This is a genomic window from Sinorhizobium sp. (assembly GCF_059070375.1).
The window spans coordinates 2,686,114-2,699,841 of record NZ_JCACWC010000003.1; the positions used below are offsets into that span (position 1 = coordinate 2,686,114).

At 62.0% G+C, this 13,728-nt stretch carries 16 protein-coding genes; 4 read left to right on the forward strand and 12 right to left on the reverse strand.

Annotated elements, in window-relative coordinates:
- Positions 1 to 40 precede the first annotated feature (40 nt).
- Entirely contained in the window at positions 41 to 541 is a 501-nt protein-coding gene (locus tag AC5J09_RS24995) for a GNAT family N-acetyltransferase (protein WP_100671909.1), read from the reverse strand.
- Between the two features lie 6 nt (positions 542 to 547).
- Positions 548 to 847, reverse strand: coding sequence for a type II toxin-antitoxin system TacA family antitoxin (locus AC5J09_RS25000; protein WP_018095760.1), 300 nt, complete (start codon positions 845 to 847; stop codon positions 548 to 550).
- A 320-nt stretch (positions 848 to 1,167) separates the two neighbouring features.
- Between AC5J09_RS25000 and AC5J09_RS25005 the strand changes: the two genes are divergently transcribed.
- On the forward strand, positions 1,168 to 1,470 hold the full coding sequence (locus AC5J09_RS25005; protein ID WP_494298782.1) for a recombinase family protein: 303 nt from the start codon (positions 1,168 to 1,170) through the stop codon (positions 1,468 to 1,470).
- A 6-nt stretch (positions 1,471 to 1,476) separates the two neighbouring features.
- Here AC5J09_RS25005 and AC5J09_RS25010 read toward each other — a convergent pair whose 3' ends face one another.
- The 6 genes from AC5J09_RS25010 to AC5J09_RS25035 form a co-directional block, all read right to left on the reverse strand.
- A complete protein-coding gene (locus AC5J09_RS25010; RefSeq protein WP_018095763.1) occupies positions 1,477 to 2,595 on the reverse strand; it encodes a branched-chain amino acid ABC transporter substrate-binding protein in 1,119 nt (372 codons plus the stop codon).
- 112 nt (positions 2,596 to 2,707) lie between these two features.
- Positions 2,708 to 3,052, reverse strand: a complete 345-nt coding sequence (locus tag AC5J09_RS25015) for a DUF6867 family protein (RefSeq protein WP_100671910.1) — start codon at positions 3,050 to 3,052, stop codon at positions 2,708 to 2,710.
- Positions 3,053 to 3,077: 25 nt separating this feature from the next.
- Positions 3,078 to 3,803, reverse strand: a complete 726-nt coding sequence (locus AC5J09_RS25020; RefSeq protein WP_275597488.1) for an ABC transporter ATP-binding protein — start codon at positions 3,801 to 3,803, stop codon at positions 3,078 to 3,080.
- Positions 3,800 to 4,687, reverse strand: a complete 888-nt coding sequence (locus tag AC5J09_RS25025; protein ID WP_018095766.1) for an ABC transporter ATP-binding protein — start codon at positions 4,685 to 4,687, stop codon at positions 3,800 to 3,802. The genes AC5J09_RS25020 and AC5J09_RS25025 overlap by 4 nt, the downstream gene beginning before the upstream one ends.
- A complete protein-coding gene (gene livM, locus AC5J09_RS25030) occupies positions 4,687 to 6,072 on the reverse strand; it encodes a high-affinity branched-chain amino acid ABC transporter permease LivM (RefSeq protein WP_275597486.1) in 1,386 nt (461 codons plus the stop codon). The genes AC5J09_RS25025 and livM overlap by 1 nt, the downstream gene beginning before the upstream one ends.
- A 4-nt stretch (positions 6,073 to 6,076) precedes the next feature.
- Positions 6,077 to 6,979, reverse strand: a complete 903-nt coding sequence (locus AC5J09_RS25035; protein ID WP_003525638.1) for a branched-chain amino acid ABC transporter permease — start codon at positions 6,977 to 6,979, stop codon at positions 6,077 to 6,079.
- A gap of 392 nt (positions 6,980 to 7,371) precedes the next feature.
- On the opposite strand from AC5J09_RS25035, the gene cysQ reads away from it, so the two are divergent.
- Positions 7,372 to 8,148, forward strand: a complete 777-nt coding sequence (gene cysQ, locus AC5J09_RS25040) for a 3'(2'),5'-bisphosphate nucleotidase CysQ (RefSeq protein WP_494298785.1) — start codon at positions 7,372 to 7,374, stop codon at positions 8,146 to 8,148.
- Positions 8,149 to 8,161: 13 nt separating this feature from the next.
- On the opposite strand, the gene AC5J09_RS25045 is transcribed toward cysQ, so the two are convergent.
- Together AC5J09_RS25045 and AC5J09_RS25050 are read right to left on the reverse strand one after the other, a co-directional pair.
- A complete protein-coding gene (locus AC5J09_RS25045) occupies positions 8,162 to 8,548 on the reverse strand; it encodes a response regulator (RefSeq protein ID WP_100671914.1) in 387 nt (128 codons plus the stop codon).
- A 124-nt stretch (positions 8,549 to 8,672) separates the two neighbouring features.
- A complete protein-coding gene (locus AC5J09_RS25050) occupies positions 8,673 to 9,425 on the reverse strand; it encodes a Crp/Fnr family transcriptional regulator (RefSeq protein WP_494298786.1) in 753 nt (250 codons plus the stop codon).
- A gap of 207 nt (positions 9,426 to 9,632) precedes the next feature.
- Between AC5J09_RS25050 and AC5J09_RS25055 the strand changes: the two genes are divergently transcribed.
- Entirely contained in the window at positions 9,633 to 10,508 is an 876-nt protein-coding gene (locus AC5J09_RS25055; protein ID WP_494298788.1) for an SDR family NAD(P)-dependent oxidoreductase, read from the forward strand.
- Positions 10,505 to 12,061 (forward strand): VOC family protein, encoded by a 1,557-nt coding sequence (locus AC5J09_RS25060; protein WP_324762184.1) that lies wholly within the window; start codon positions 10,505 to 10,507, stop codon positions 12,059 to 12,061. The genes AC5J09_RS25055 and AC5J09_RS25060 overlap by 4 nt, the downstream gene beginning before the upstream one ends.
- 3 nt (positions 12,062 to 12,064) lie before the next feature.
- Here the strand turns inward: AC5J09_RS25060 and AC5J09_RS25065 are convergent, their stop codons facing one another.
- Positions 12,065 to 12,622, reverse strand: coding sequence for an NADPH-dependent FMN reductase (locus AC5J09_RS25065; protein WP_100671918.1), 558 nt, complete (start codon positions 12,620 to 12,622; stop codon positions 12,065 to 12,067).
- Positions 12,623 to 12,757: 135 nt separating this feature from the next.
- Entirely contained in the window at positions 12,758 to 13,711 is a 954-nt protein-coding gene (locus AC5J09_RS25070; RefSeq protein WP_494298789.1) for a ring-cleaving dioxygenase, read from the reverse strand.
- Positions 13,712 to 13,728 lie beyond the last annotated feature (17 nt).

A 13,728-nucleotide genomic window follows, 5' to 3' on the forward strand; every position in this document is an offset into this window, starting at 1 on the left:
CGAACACCAGCGCTAAGCCGATAACACCAAGACCGAATAGTCACCGCTCGGCGAAGGAGGCGGCGATGGCGCTGATGGATCGGAACAGGACGAAGGGATCTTCCTTCGAGGGCGTGAAACCACGCCTCTGCCAGAACAGCGAAGCCTCGACGTCAATCGCATTAACCATCACAGCGCGGCCGCCGATAAGGCTGGCCGCCCGGACGCAGCGTTGTAGCGCGTGCTTCGCCAGACCCGTCCCGATACCCAAGCCTGCCCACTGAGTGTCGGTGGCGAGTTGGCCGAGAAGGAGGCAGGGAACGGGATCAGGTGGCTGGCCAGTGCGGATCGAACGCGGAAGGACCGACGGCACGACCGCCGTGGGCGCCAGACCGTAGTAGCCGACGGCACGGCCTTCCTCATGCACCACGAGAACGGCAGTGAACCCCCTCTCCTGATTGGTCAGGGCGCGCGTTTTCAGCCAGTGATCGAGCGACGGCTTGCCACACGAGAATTGCGAGACATCATGCGCTGCGGAGAGCGGCTCGGGAACGGATAGCACCGGGTATTACCGTCTCGGAACGTAGCCAGGCTCCCATGGAGCAGGCCGTTTGGCCAGCTCGACCATCTCGGGAACAGGTTCCGCCGGAGCGGACAGGGCCTCCATGAAGGCGGCAAAACTGTCGGGGCTCATCCGGATCGGGCTTTGCTCCATGACCACTTCCTCGGCCGCGCGCACCGCCGCATCGCGCACGAATTCGGTGCGCGAGCGTCCCCGCAGGCTGGCAGCGCGATCAATCATCGCCACGTCTGCTTCGGGCAGGCGCATCGAGATGGGATATTCCTTGCGTTCCGCTGTGCTGGCCATCATTCGTCTCCTTCGGGGGAATATAGGGGTTTGTATCGCATACTGCAATACGAGATGGTCAATTCAATGGCCGAAGTTGTCGGCGAGAGGCGGGACGGAGCGGGATATGGCGATGCCAAGGCGGGAATCCCATAGGTCATCGCGCTATACCACAGTGCGCGATAGCGCGGTGGCCGCCCCCCCGCGGCAATCCGGACCCGCGCTGGCTGCGCGTGGTCGATTTCCTGGCACGGCAGTTGGCAAGGGAATGCTATGCTCAAGAATACAGATGACGAAGCGACGGAGGAAGCGCACCACCTGATGCTTCGGAGCGAATTTCAGTGAAGGTTGCCGTCTACGCCCGCTGTTCCTCGGACCTGCAGCGCGAGGCCTGGATCGCCGACCAGCTCCGCATGTGCCGGCTACGGCCGAGAAGGAGGCAGGTGGACCCTTCCATCTCCGGCTCCAGCATGATCCAGCGGCCCGGTCTCCAGGCGCTGGTCATGGATTCCGCGCGCTGCCGCTTCGATATGGTGCTTGCCGAGGCGCTGGATCGCGTCAGCCGCGACAAGAGTGCGCCCATGCCGGGCGCACAACGGCAGAAGGCCCGGCGTTTGCCGCCGGGCCTTCCAGATTGCCTGTAAGAAGAACTATTCGTTCTGGAAGTAGCTGAACTTTCCGTCGTCACCCTTTTTCCAGGTGTACATGACGTAGTCCGGGCGTGTGATGTCGCCCTTTTCGTCGAAGCCGAGCTCGCCGATTGCCGTCTTGAACGGGCCCTTGGCCTTGATGGCTTCGGCGACCGCCTGCGGATCGGTGTTGCCGGCGGCCTTGGCGCCTTCTGCGATCACCTGAAGGGCCGCATAGGCATAGAGCGTGTAGGCTTCAGGCTCGAAGCCGGCGGCGCGGAACTTCTCGACGAGGTCCTTGGCAGCCGGGCTCTTGCGCGGGTCTGGTGCGAAGGTCATCAGCGTGCCGTCGACCGCATCGCCGGCAATCGAGGCCAGTTCGTTCGAGACGATGCCGTCGCCCGACATCATCGTCGCGTTCAGGCCCTGGTCCTTCATCTGGCGCATGATCAGGCCGGCTTCCGTGTGCAGACCGCCGTAATAGACGATCGAGACACCAGCCTGTTTCATCTTGGCGATAAGTGCGGAGAAGTCCTTGTCGCCGGTGTTGATGCCTTCATAGAGCGCCTCGGTGACGCCGGCTTCGTTCATCGACTTCTTGGTTTCGTCGGCAAGGCCCTGACCATAGGGGGTCTTGTCGTGAATGACGGCGACTTTTGCGTCCTTGAAATTGGCCGCGATATAAGCGCCCGCAACGGCGCCCTGCTGGTCGTCACGGCCACAGGTGCGGAAGGTGTTCCACAGGCCGCGTTCGGTATATTGCGGGTTGGTCGAGGCCGGCGTCACCTGCAGGATGCCGTTTTCCGCATAGATTTCCGATGCGGGAATCGAGACGCCCGAGTTGAAGTGACCAACGACGAATTTCACGCCATCGGCCACGAATTTCTGGGCGACGGAAACACCCTGCTTGGGATCCGAAACGTCGTCGCCGAGTACGACCTTGATCTGTTCCCCATTGATGCCGCCTGCAGCATTGATGTCCTCGGCCGCCTGCTCTGCACCTTTCTGGATCTGCGCGCCGAAGGCGGCGTTCGGACCAGTCAACGGAGCTCCGACACCGACCAGGATGTCAGCCCACGCGGTGCCGCTGAAGGCGACCATTGCTGTCAGCGCAACGGCCGACAGAAGAGACTTTTTCATCTTGTTACTCCCAAATATTCGAGCGGGTCTCGTTTCATAAGCCTGCGCAATGCCCACCATCATTGCGCCGGTGTTCTTTCGCACCGGCCGCGGACCGGCACGCGCCGTTCCCTTATTTTGCCTTCCAGGAGAAAGGCGAAGTTTTTTCATAAAGCCAATAGTACATGCTGGCCATTTGCTTGGTCCGATAGTAACGGAAACCAGCGGCAGCAAACAATAAAAGGACGACCGTGTCCACTACATAGTATTGCAGGGTGAACATCGTTCCGTTGAAAAGCGCATGGTGGATGAACCGGATGCCCCAGCCCAAAAGTGCGACATAAATCACGAGCCGCGGAACGTCACCCCAGCTTTCCGCGACGCTCTTGCCGGTCCGCCACGCGGTCCAGCCCCCGAGAACGCAGGTGATGAAAACAAACTGCCAGATCGAGGCTTCTTCGTAGAGAATTCCGTGCATCTCACTCAACTCCACACCCGGCGGATCAATGGCGGCCGCCTTCGAGATAGGCCGCGCGAACCTCCGGATTGGCGAGGAGGTCCTTGCCTGACCCGCTCATCGTCACACGGCCGTTGACCATTACATAGCCTCGATCGGAAAGCTTGAGCGCTCCGAAGGCGTTCTGTTCGACGAGGAATACGGTGAGGCCCTCGTTCTTGTTGAGCACCTTGATCGCTTCGAAGATACCTTTGACGATCAATGGCGCAAGCCCGAGCGACGGCTCGTCGAGCAGCAGGAGCTTCGGACGGGCCATCAGAGCACGGCCGATCGACAACATCTGCTGCTCGCCTCCCGAAAGCGTCCCCCCACGCTGCGCCTGCCGCTCCTTGAGCCGCGGGAAAAGCGTGAAGACCTTCTCCACGTCTTCCTTGAAGTGCTTCAGATTGTCGAGGCTCGCACCCATCTGGAGGTTTTCGAGCACCGTCATGCGTGGGAAAATCCGGCGCCCTTCCGGCGACTGGGCAATCCTTAGACGCGCGATCTCATGCGTGGGCAGACGCGTGATGTCCTGGCCGTCGAAGTGGACCGAGCCGGTGCGCGCCTGCGGGCTGCCGCAGATCGTCATCATGAGCGTCGACTTCCCGGCGCCGTTGGCGCCGATCAGCGCGACGATCTCGCCACGATGGACCTCCATGTCCACGCCGCTCAGCGCGCGGATATTGCCGTAATAGGTCTCGACGCCTCTCACATGCAGCAGGGGCGCAGTCATTGTCCGGGCCCCCCACGCTCGCCTTCGATTTCCTCGATTTCTCCGATCACCTCTTCAACCTCTTCGTCCTCGACACCCAGATAGGCCGCAATGACCTTTGGATCGTTCTTCACGAAGTCCGGGGTGCCGTCGGAAATCTTCTGACCGTATTCGAGCACGACGACGTGATCCGATATTTCCATCACAACGGACATATCGTGCTCGATCAACAGGATGGAGGTGCCGGTATCGCGGCGGATTTCTTGGAGCAGTTCATTGAGGGCGAGCGATTCGCGCGGATTGAGACCCGCCGCGGGCTCGTCCAGGCAGAGAAGCTCCGGCCCGGTACACATTGCGCGGGCGATCTCGAGCCGCCGCTGGGCACCATAGGGCAGGTCGCCGGCCGGATCGTCGGCTCGCTCGGTCAGCGATGCCTTTTCGAGCCAGTGCCTGGCGAGCTCGATCGATTCCCTGGATGCTTCGCGATAGGCCGGGAAGCCGAACAGGCCGAGAATGGTATAGCCGGATGCCCGCATCAGCTTGTTGTGCTGAGCAACGAGCAGGTTTTCGAGCACCGTCAGACCCGAGAACATGCGGATGTTCTGGAAGGTCCGAGCCACCTTGGCCTTTTTGGTGATTTCAAAATCCGGCAGCCGTTCCAGAAGGAATTCGGCGCCCGACTTCTGCCGCATGGTGATCATGCCCATCGTCGGTTTGTAGAAACCGGTGATGCAGTTGAACACCGTCGTCTTGCCCGCTCCGTTCGGACCGATCAGCGCTGTGATCTCGCCACGCTCCGCCTCGAAGGAGAAGTCGTTGATGGCCATGAGACCGCCGAAGCGCATCGACAGGCGTTCAACCTTGAGGATGGGATCTTTTGTCATGGTGTCGGTCCCAAAGGCCATCAGCCGTGCCCCTCTTTGGTGAAGCTGCCGGAGATTGCCCTGCGTTCGCGCAGGAACGCGGTCGGCTCGCGTGATCCGACGAAGCCGCGCGGCTTCCAGACCATGACGACGACCATGGCGAGGCCGAAGATCAGCATGCGATAGAGTTCCGGCGTGAAGGTCGGTCCGAAGATCATCTTGAGAAAGGTCAGTTCACGCAGGATTTCCGTGCCGCCGATCATGACGACGGCGGCAATGGCGATACCCGTCAGCGAGCCCATGCCGCCGAGAACCACGATGGCGAGGATAACGGCCGATTCCAGGAAGACGAAGGATTCCGGCGAGACGAAGCCCTGACGCACGGCGAAGAACGAACCGGCAAAGCCGCCGAACATCGCGCCCGTCGCAAACGCCGTCAGCTTGGTGGTGACGGTGTTGATGCCGAGGGAACGGCAGGCGATCTCGTCTTCACGCAATGCCTCCCAGGCGCGGCCGATCGGCATCCGGCGCAGCCGGATCGTGACGAACGCCGTCAGCAGGGCGAGACCGAGGATCAGATAGAACAGGAAGATCTTGTAATAGGCCGAAGACATCGGCAGGCCCATCATTGCCGCGAAGCCGTCCTTCGTGGCATCGAACTTGATACCGAAGAGCGTCGCCTTGGCGATGCCGGAAACGCCGAACGTGCCTTTGGTGACTTCCGTCCAATTGATCAGCACGAGGCGGATGATCTCACCGAAGGCGAGCGTCACGATCGCGAGGTAATCACCCCTGAGGCGCAGCACCGGAAAGCCGAGAACGACGCCCCAGCAGGCGGCGAGAAGGCCGGCAATCGGCAGCAGCACCCAGAAGGACAGGCCGAAATAGCTGGAGAGCAGCGCGTAGGAATAGGCACCGACGGCATAGAAGGCCACATAGCCGAGATCGAGCAGCCCGGCGAGACCGACGACGATGTTGAGGCCCCAGGCAAGCATCACGTAGATGAGGATCTGAATGCCGAAATTGTCGACCCATTTCAGCGATCCCTGGACGCCCACGAGCGCGACGATCACCGGTGGGTAGAACAGCAGCAGGATGACCGCGATCTTCGACCAGTTGCGGCTGAAGAAGGTCTCCTCCTTCACCACATCGGGCGCGGCCGCCTTTGCCGCCTTGCGCTGCGCCAGCCGCGGCTGGACATAGGCGACCATGAGAAAGCGGCCGACCATGGCGATGGCCACGAAGGTCGCAAGCAGGCCAAATCGCGGCGTGAGGATGAGCTCGTTGCGGATGTTCTGGTCGGTCTTGAGGCCGACGAAGAGCACGAACATTCCGAGCGTGATGAGGCCCGCAAAGACAGCCTCGCGGAGCGCCCGCGCCGTCAGCTCGCTGCCGGCGCTTGCGGTTGTGGATGCGACATTTGCCATGGAACTATACCTTCTCGACTTCCGGTCGTCCGAGAATACCCGACGGCTTGAAGATCAGGACGATCGCGAGAATAGAGAAGGTCGCGACATCCTTGTAGTCGATGGTGAAGTAGGCGGACCACAGCGACTCGATGAGGCCTATCAGCAAGCCGCCGAGCACGGCGCCGGGCAGCGAGCCGATCCCACCGAGAACGGCAGCGGTAAACGCCTTGACTCCCGGGGCGAAACCGTCGGTGAACACAACCACGCCGTAATACATCAGATACATGGTCCCGGCGACGGCGGCGAGTGCGGCGCCCATGATGAAGGTCACCGAGATCGTGCGGTCGACATCGACACCGAGCAGCGCCGCCATCTTGCGGTCCTGTTCGGTCGCACGCTGGGCCCGGCCGAGCGGCGTTCGGTTGACGATGTACCAGAAGACCGAGAGCAGGATTGCCGTGATGACGACGATGATGATCTGCTTCAGAGAAACCGAGATGCCGAACAGGTCATAGACCGAGGAGACCAGAGGCGGGATAGGCTTGTTCCGCGGGCCCTGCGTCACCTGGATGAAGTTCGACAGCACGATCGACATGCCAATCGCCGTGATCAGCGGCGCCAGACGGAAGGAACCGCGAAGCGGGCGATAGGCCACGCGTTCGATGGTCCAGTTCCAAAGCGCAGCAGTCAGCATACCGACGACCATCATGATCAAAAGCGCCAGTACAACCGGCACGCCGGCAATGAAAGTCGTGAGAAGCAAGAAGACGATCAATGCGGCAAAGCCGCCAAGCATGAAGATATCGCCGTGGGCGAAGTTGATCATGCCGATGATGCCGTAAACCATGGTATAACCGATCGCGATCATACCATAAATAGACCCAAGCGTCAGCCCGTTGACGAGCTGCTGGACAAAATACTCCATCAATCTTCCCCTGGACCGGATCCTGTCGGTCCGATCTCTTGTTTTTTAATACTCGTTTTCGAGCATGTGCTAGGCCCGATTTCATACCGCTTTCAATTGAAAATGAAAGCTAAAAAATGCGCCACCACCAAATTGTTCTGCGATAAAATCGATTTGACACTTTTCGAGCCGGAAAAATGAAAATTTCAGCAGCATTCGCTTGCGAAATAGCCTCCTTCGGCAGCAAAGGGCAGAAAGCGGCAATGAAGCGGGGCGCATTACCGTGGGCGGAAGCCCATCCCGCCGCGGCAAATGACCCGCGCAGCAATTCAAGTGCTACAGTGGCCGTTGCCCGTCTGATAAGAGGCGAAGCGCTCCAAAGCGAATCGCCTCGACCGCAAGAACAGGAAGCAATGCTGGACATACTGGAGACATCGGCGCTCGCCGCCGGACAAGCAATCCTGGAAATTTACCGGGCCGGGCCGGCCGTCACCTACAAGGCTGACGCCTCGCCCGTGACCGATGCGGACCACCGCGCCGAGCAGATCATCCTTGCCGATCTGGCGGCTGCCTTCCCGGATATACCGGTCGTCGCGGAGGAGGAGGTCGCCGCAGGCCACGTTGCCGATATCGCCGGAACGCGCTTCTTCCTCGTCGACCCGCTGGACGGCACGAAGGAATTCGTCGAGCGCAACAGCCATTTCACCGTCAATATCGGTCTCATAGAAAGCGGCGCACCCGTCGCCGGCGTCGTCTATGCACCGGCTCTCGGCCTCATCTATTCGGCGGCCGCGGGCATGGCGAAGAAGGCGGCGGTCGAGGATGGCCGGGTCACGGGCGAATGGACCACAATCGGCTGCCGCCGCTGCGGCGACCGGCCGATGGCGCTGACCAGCCGCTGGCACAACAGCCCCGAAACGATCTCCTTCCTCGCCGATCAGGGCATCAGCGACCATGAGGCCGTCGGCTCGTCGCTGAAGTTTTGCCTGCTGGCGGAAGGCATTGCCGACATCTATCCGCGCTTCAGCCGGACGATGGAGTGGGACACCGCGGCAGGCGACGCGATCCTGAGGGCGGCAGGTGGCCAGACACTGACAATGGCGGGCAATCCGCTCGGCTACGGCAAGCGCAATCAACCGGATGACAGCGACTTCGCCAATCCCTGGTTCATCTCGCGCGGCAGGGCGTAGGCCGCAACGGCAGTCACATGTCTCTTGAAGAGGCGGCCGTGGCGATGAGGCTGCTGAGCGTTCCCTCGCTGAAGGGTTTGTCGATCCTCGGAACATCGCGAAGATGGCTCGGCAGCGCCAACAGTTCCCCATAGCCACTGGTGAAGCCGAAGCTGATGCCCCGCGCCATCAGCGCATCGGCAACGGCAAAGCTCGTGTCGTCCCCCAGGTTGATGTCGAGAATTGCGAAATCGAACGTATGATCGGCGATGAGTTCCATCGCCTTTGCCCTGGTGGTGGCGACGTGAACGCTCGTCACCCCGAGTGCGACGAGCATCTCTTCCATGTCCAGAGCGATAAGGAAATTATCCTCGAGGACGAGGACTGACTTGATGGCCGGCGGAACCTGACTGACTGGCATTATATCTGCATCCTCGGCCTCTCGATTTTCCGAGACCATAAAGAAGCGGCTAATAGAACACCCGGCAGGCCGGGCGCATTTAAAAAAGACATGTTGTACGTAATTAGACGCATGAAGATTCGCATCAAATCAGCGGCCGCTTCGGCTCGCTGAATCCGTCCCAGCCCGCAAGCGCAAGCAAGCCGTCGATATCGTGGACGGCGCAGCCCTTCTCGGCCCAGCGCAGGAGGCCCCTGGCAGCCAGCTTCTTCAGCGTCTTGTTGGTGTGGACGATCGAGAGGCCGAGCGTGTCGGCAACGTGTTGCTGCGTGACGGGAATAACGGTCCAGCCGCCGCGGAAGAGCTCCAGCGTGGCGGCTCTCTGGTAAAGAAAGGCGATGAGGTAGGCTGCCCGCTCCAGAGCGGAACGGCGGCCGATGCTCAGCAGATTCTCGTCCAGCATCCGCTCCTCACGCGCTGCGATCCAGGTCAGGTCGTAGGCGAGGTCGGGATGCTGCCTGTAAAGTTCGCCGAGCCTGTCGCGCTGGAAGACGCAGAGCACGACCGGCGAAAGCGCCTCGATCGAATGCTGCATCTCGCCCATGAGAGTGCCTTGCAGCCCGACGATATCACCCGGCATCACGTAGTTCAGGATCTGCCGCCGGCCGTCATCGAGCATCTTGTAGCGAAAGCCCCATCCGGAAAGCACGGTGAACAGATGCTCGCTTTGCTCCCCCTCCGCGAGTATCGTCGCGTTCGCATCGAAGACGAGCTCGCCGATCTTGAAGTGGGAGACGAATGCAAGTTCTTCCGCCTTGAAGGGGCGAAACAGCGGAAGCGGGCGCAAGGGACACTCTTTGCAGGGCGTGCCTTTGTTGAATTTGCCTTCGGTTATCATGAGGTATCTCGAGGCCCGGCGGACCGGAGCGGATGGGGCAGACTTGACACACTAGCATGGCGCAAAAGAACGACAAGACCGAAGACGAAAGCTGGTGAACGTGGCAACGCAGCACGCATTTTTCCCGTCGCGCTCCACGCAGTCTCATGGACTTGCCGGCGCGCAGACCCTATGTCTGCCTGATCCGTTCCAAGCAGAATCGAAACCATGCTGTCCTACTCCGCCATAGCCAAGAACAACGTCGCCGTCGTGACCGGCGCCGCCTCCGGCATCGGCCTTGCCTCGGCGCGGCGCTTCGCCAGCCTTGGAATGAAGGTTGTGCTCGCCGATCTCGGCGGCGAGAGATTGCACGCGGCGGCGGCCGAGGTCTCGAAGGTCGCTTCGGGCGGCTCCGGCGATATCGCGGCGATCGAAACCGATGTGTCGCGGGCCGACGACCTCGTGGCTCTGGCGCGTGCCACGCAAGAGCGCTTCGGACACGTGCATGTGCTGATGAACAATGCCGGCATCCAGCCTGGCAGCTCTGTCTTCGGCCCACTGGAAAACTGGGAGGCCGTAATCGGCATCAACCTCTGGGGCGTCATCAACGGCTCGCGCATTTTCGCGCCGGCAATGATCGCCCATGGAGAGCCCGCGCTGATCATCAACACGGGGTCCAAGCAGGGCATCACCACGCCGCCCGGCGATCCGGCCTACAATCTGTCGAAAGCGGGCGTGAAGGTCTTCACCGAGGCCCTGCAGCACGAACTGCGCAATACCGAGGACTGCAAGGTCAATGCGCATCTGCTGATCCCCGGTTTCGTCTACACGTCCCTCACCGCGCAGGGACGCACCGAGAAGCCGGCGGACGCCTGGACGCCGGAACAGACGGTGGACTTCATGATGGAGAGCCTTGCCCGCGGCGACTTCTATATCCTTTGCCCCGACAACGACGTCGCGCGTGCGACCGACGAAAGGCGCATCCTCTGGGCAGCGGGAGACATCGTCGAGAACCGGCCGCCCCTATCGCGCTGGCATCCGGAATACGGCGGAGCCTTCCAGTCGTTTCTCGCCGGGACGACGGCAGGGAGGACAAAACCGTGACGAGCGGCATTCACCACATCACCCTGATCGCCCGCAAGGTACAGGCCAACGTCGATTTCTATGTCGGCTTCCTGGGGCTGCACCTCGTCAAGCGGACCGGCGGCTACGAAGATCCCAATCAGTTGCATCTCTTCTACGGCGACGCCGCGGGCTCGCCGGGCTCTCTCGTGAGTTTCCTGGTCTGGGAGGACGGCTCTCCGGGCCGGGTCGGTCACGGCCAGCCGAGCGAGATCGCCTTCGCCATTCCGCCTGACAGCATCGGCTACTGGATGACGCGGGCGCTGAAGTTCAACATCCAGGCAACCGGCCCTTCGCAGGAGTTCGGCGAACCGGTCCTGCGTCTGAAAGACCCGGACGGCGTGATCGTCAAGCTGGTGGGAACGAACGCGCTTGCGGAGCCCGCGCCCTGGGCGGGACGCGACATCCCCGAAACGGACTCCATCCGCCGCTTACGCGGCGCGACGGTGCTCACGGAAAAACCGAAAGACACGGCGCACTTCCTTCAAAACCACTTCGGCTACACCGAGACCGGAGCGACGGAGAGCATCCGTCGCCTCACCTCCTCGTCCGGGGACGTGATCGATGTCCGCGATGCCGGCGGCTTCTGGAGTGCCGCCCCTGGTACCGGCACGATCGACCACATCGCCTTCCGCGCCCCCGATGAGGCGACCGTGCTTGCGGTGAGAGCCGATCTCGAGCAGGACCACGCCGGCGCCACCAATGCGCATGACCGGAAATATTTCTTCTCGCTCTATGTGCGCGAGCCCGGCGGTGCGCTCTGCGAGCTCGCTACGGACGGGCCCGGCTTTACCGTCGACGAAGCTCCGGATGCTCTCGGCACGACGCTGTTCCTGCCCCCGCATCTGGCGAGCGATCCCACGGCAACGCTGGTCAGGCTGCCGCAATTTGCGCTGCCCGGCGAACCCAGGGTGCCGCAGCGCGAGCTTCCCTTCATCCATCGGTTCCACCGTCCGGAGAAGGCGAACGATCGCACCTTCGTGCTGCTGCACGGCAGCGGCGGCAACGAAATCGATATGCTGCCCTTCGGCCGTCAGCTCGATCCGCATGCGACTCTCCTGGGCGTGCGCGGCCGAAGCACCGAGGAAGGCTTCCCGCGCTGGTTCCGGCGTTTTTCGATGACGAAATTCGACCAGCAGGACATTCGCTCGGAAGCGGAAGCGTTTGCCGCCTTCGTAGAAGGCGCGCGCGAGAGCTACGGCCTCGACCCGGAGAAGACCGTGTTCATCGGCTACTCGAACGGCGCCAACCTGCTCGCCGCGGTGCTGCATCTCCACCCGGGCATTGTCAGGAACGCGGTGCTGATGCGCGCGATGGCGGCGCTCGAAAGCGCGCCGGAACCGGACCTTGCCGGCACCAAAGTGCTGATGCTCACCGGCAAGGACGACCCCTACGGCAAGCACGCGCCGGAACTGAAGAGGGCGCTCAGGGCCAGCGGAGCCGATTTCGAGGAAGTCGACCTCGATACCGGCCACGGAATAGGCGTCGAAGACATCGCCGTTATCCGGCCCTGGCTCGCGGAATCCGGCCTCTGAGCGTCATGCCTTGCCGGCGACGTGATCGGCGAAGGCCTGTACGAAGCCGCGCAGCCTCTCCAGGGTCTGATCGTCCTTCAGCTGTCCGTCGCCGTCGAACAATGTATCGGCTTTCGGCACCATCAGCCGCTTGCCCGACCACATTTCGGCGCCGAGCGTCCGCATCACCGACAGCCAGGCGTTTTGACTGAGAATGGTCCCGAAGCTTCCCGAAGATGCGCCGGCCAGCGCGAACGGCCGGCCGCCGAAGACCTTCTTTATGTCGGCTGGCGGGCGACTCAGCCAGTCGATCGCATTCTTGAAAACACCCGGGACCGAATTGTTGTATTCCGGCGTGAAGAAAATGACGCCGTCCGCCGCGACGATCTTCTGCTTCAACGCCTCCGCAGCGGCCGGAACGCCGCTTTCGGCCTCCACGTCTCCGTCATACAGCGGAATGCCATGCAAGGTCGCGGTCTCGAATTCCACCCCGTCCGGCGCCACCGCTTGTGCGGCCTTGAGCAATGCAGTGTTAAAGGAGGCCTTCCGCAGACTGCCCGATATGCCGAGAAGCTTGGTCATGAACGACAAATTCCTTTCGCTGGCGCGATGCCGCGCAAATCCCGCGTCAGTCAAAAAACTAGCGGGCTCGCGGCAAAAGGAAAGCCGGAATCGCTTCCGGCTCTTCATGTCCCGGCCCGGCGAGAACGGCAGCCGTTACTCCAGAGGCTTCAGTCTCGCCTCGATCTGAGCCCTCTTCGGCTCGAGGAACGGCGGCAGCGATAGGCTTTCGCCAAGGGTTTCCACCGGTTCGTCGACCGCAAAGCCGGGCCCGTCGGTGGCGATCTCGAAAAGGATGCCGTTCGGCTCGCGGAAGTAGAGCGAACGGAAGTAGAAGCGCTCGACCTCGCCGCTCGACGGCAGGCGGAACTCGCCGAGGCGCTCCGTCCACCGATGCAGCGTTTCGACATCCGGCGCCCGGAAAGCGACGTGGTGGACGGCGCCCGCCCCCTGGCGAGCGGCCGGCAGATCGGGCTGGACCGCTACATGCAGTTCGGCCGCCGGCCCGCCCTCGCCCATCGAGAAGACATGCACCTCTCCGACACCATCGGGCGACGGATAGCTCCGCAGTTCGGCCATGTTCATGACACGCGTCAGCACGAGCGCGGTGTTGCTGATGTCCGGCACGCTGATGGTGATCGGCCCAAGGCCCTTGATCTGGTGCTCGGCCGGAACCGGGCTCCTTTCCCAAGGGTGGGACGGCGCCATTCCACCGTCGTCGACGAGCCGGAAGCGCTGGCCCTCGCCGTCCTCGAAATCGAGGGAGATACGGCCGTCGATTTCGGCGACCTCGCCGGAAGCGACCTCCAACTCATCGAAACGGCGCTTCCACCACCGTACGGTTTCTGCGCTGCCGACCCGAAGCCCGGTCCGCGAAATGCTGTGCGTGCCGCGTCCTTCGGGTCCGACCGGCCAGTCGAAGAAGGTCAGATCCGTGCCGGGGGTCGCCTGCCCGTCGGCATAGAAGAGATGATAGGCCGTCGTGTCGTCCTGGTTGACGGTCTTCTTGACCAGGCGGAGACCCAGCGTCCCCGTGTAGAAGCGCAGGTTCTCCGGCGCATTGGCGGTTATCGCGGTCAGATGGTGAATACCAGTCAGTTGCAAGCTCATGATTGCCTCCTATTCGC

Excerpts from the sequence above, each read along its gene's own strand:
- AC5J09_RS25000 (WP_018095760.1), bottom strand. The coding sequence starts at position 847 with ATGGCCAGCACAGCGGAACGCAAGGAATATCCCATCTCGATGCGCCTG.
- AC5J09_RS25010 (WP_018095763.1), bottom strand. The coding sequence starts at position 2,595 with ATGAAAAAGTCTCTTCTGTCGGCCGTTGCGCTGACAGCAATGGTCGCC.
- AC5J09_RS25015 (WP_100671910.1), bottom strand. The coding sequence starts at position 3,052 with ATGCACGGAATTCTCTACGAAGAAGCCTCGATCTGGCAGTTTGTTTTC.
- AC5J09_RS25020 (WP_275597488.1), bottom strand. The coding sequence starts at position 3,803 with ATGACTGCGCCCCTGCTGCATGTGAGAGGCGTCGAGACCTATTACGGC.
- AC5J09_RS25025 (WP_018095766.1), bottom strand. The coding sequence starts at position 4,687 with ATGGCCTTTGGGACCGACACCATGACAAAAGATCCCATCCTCAAGGTT.
- livM (WP_275597486.1), bottom strand. The coding sequence starts at position 6,072 with ATGGCAAATGTCGCATCCACAACCGCAAGCGCCGGCAGCGAGCTGACG.
- AC5J09_RS25035 (WP_003525638.1), bottom strand. The coding sequence starts at position 6,979 with ATGGAGTATTTTGTCCAGCAGCTCGTCAACGGGCTGACGCTTGGGTCT.
- cysQ (WP_494298785.1), top strand. The coding sequence starts at position 7,372 with ATGCTGGACATACTGGAGACATCGGCGCTCGCCGCCGGACAAGCAATC.
- AC5J09_RS25045 (WP_100671914.1), bottom strand. The coding sequence starts at position 8,548 with ATGCCAGTCAGTCAGGTTCCGCCGGCCATCAAGTCAGTCCTCGTCCTC.
- AC5J09_RS25050 (WP_494298786.1), bottom strand. The coding sequence starts at position 9,425 with ATGATAACCGAAGGCAAATTCAACAAAGGCACGCCCTGCAAAGAGTGT.
- AC5J09_RS25055 (WP_494298788.1), top strand. The coding sequence starts at position 9,633 with ATGCTGTCCTACTCCGCCATAGCCAAGAACAACGTCGCCGTCGTGACC.
- AC5J09_RS25065 (WP_100671918.1), bottom strand. The coding sequence starts at position 12,622 with ATGACCAAGCTTCTCGGCATATCGGGCAGTCTGCGGAAGGCCTCCTTT.
- AC5J09_RS25070 (WP_494298789.1), bottom strand. The coding sequence starts at position 13,711 with ATGAGCTTGCAACTGACTGGTATTCACCATCTGACCGCGATAACCGCC.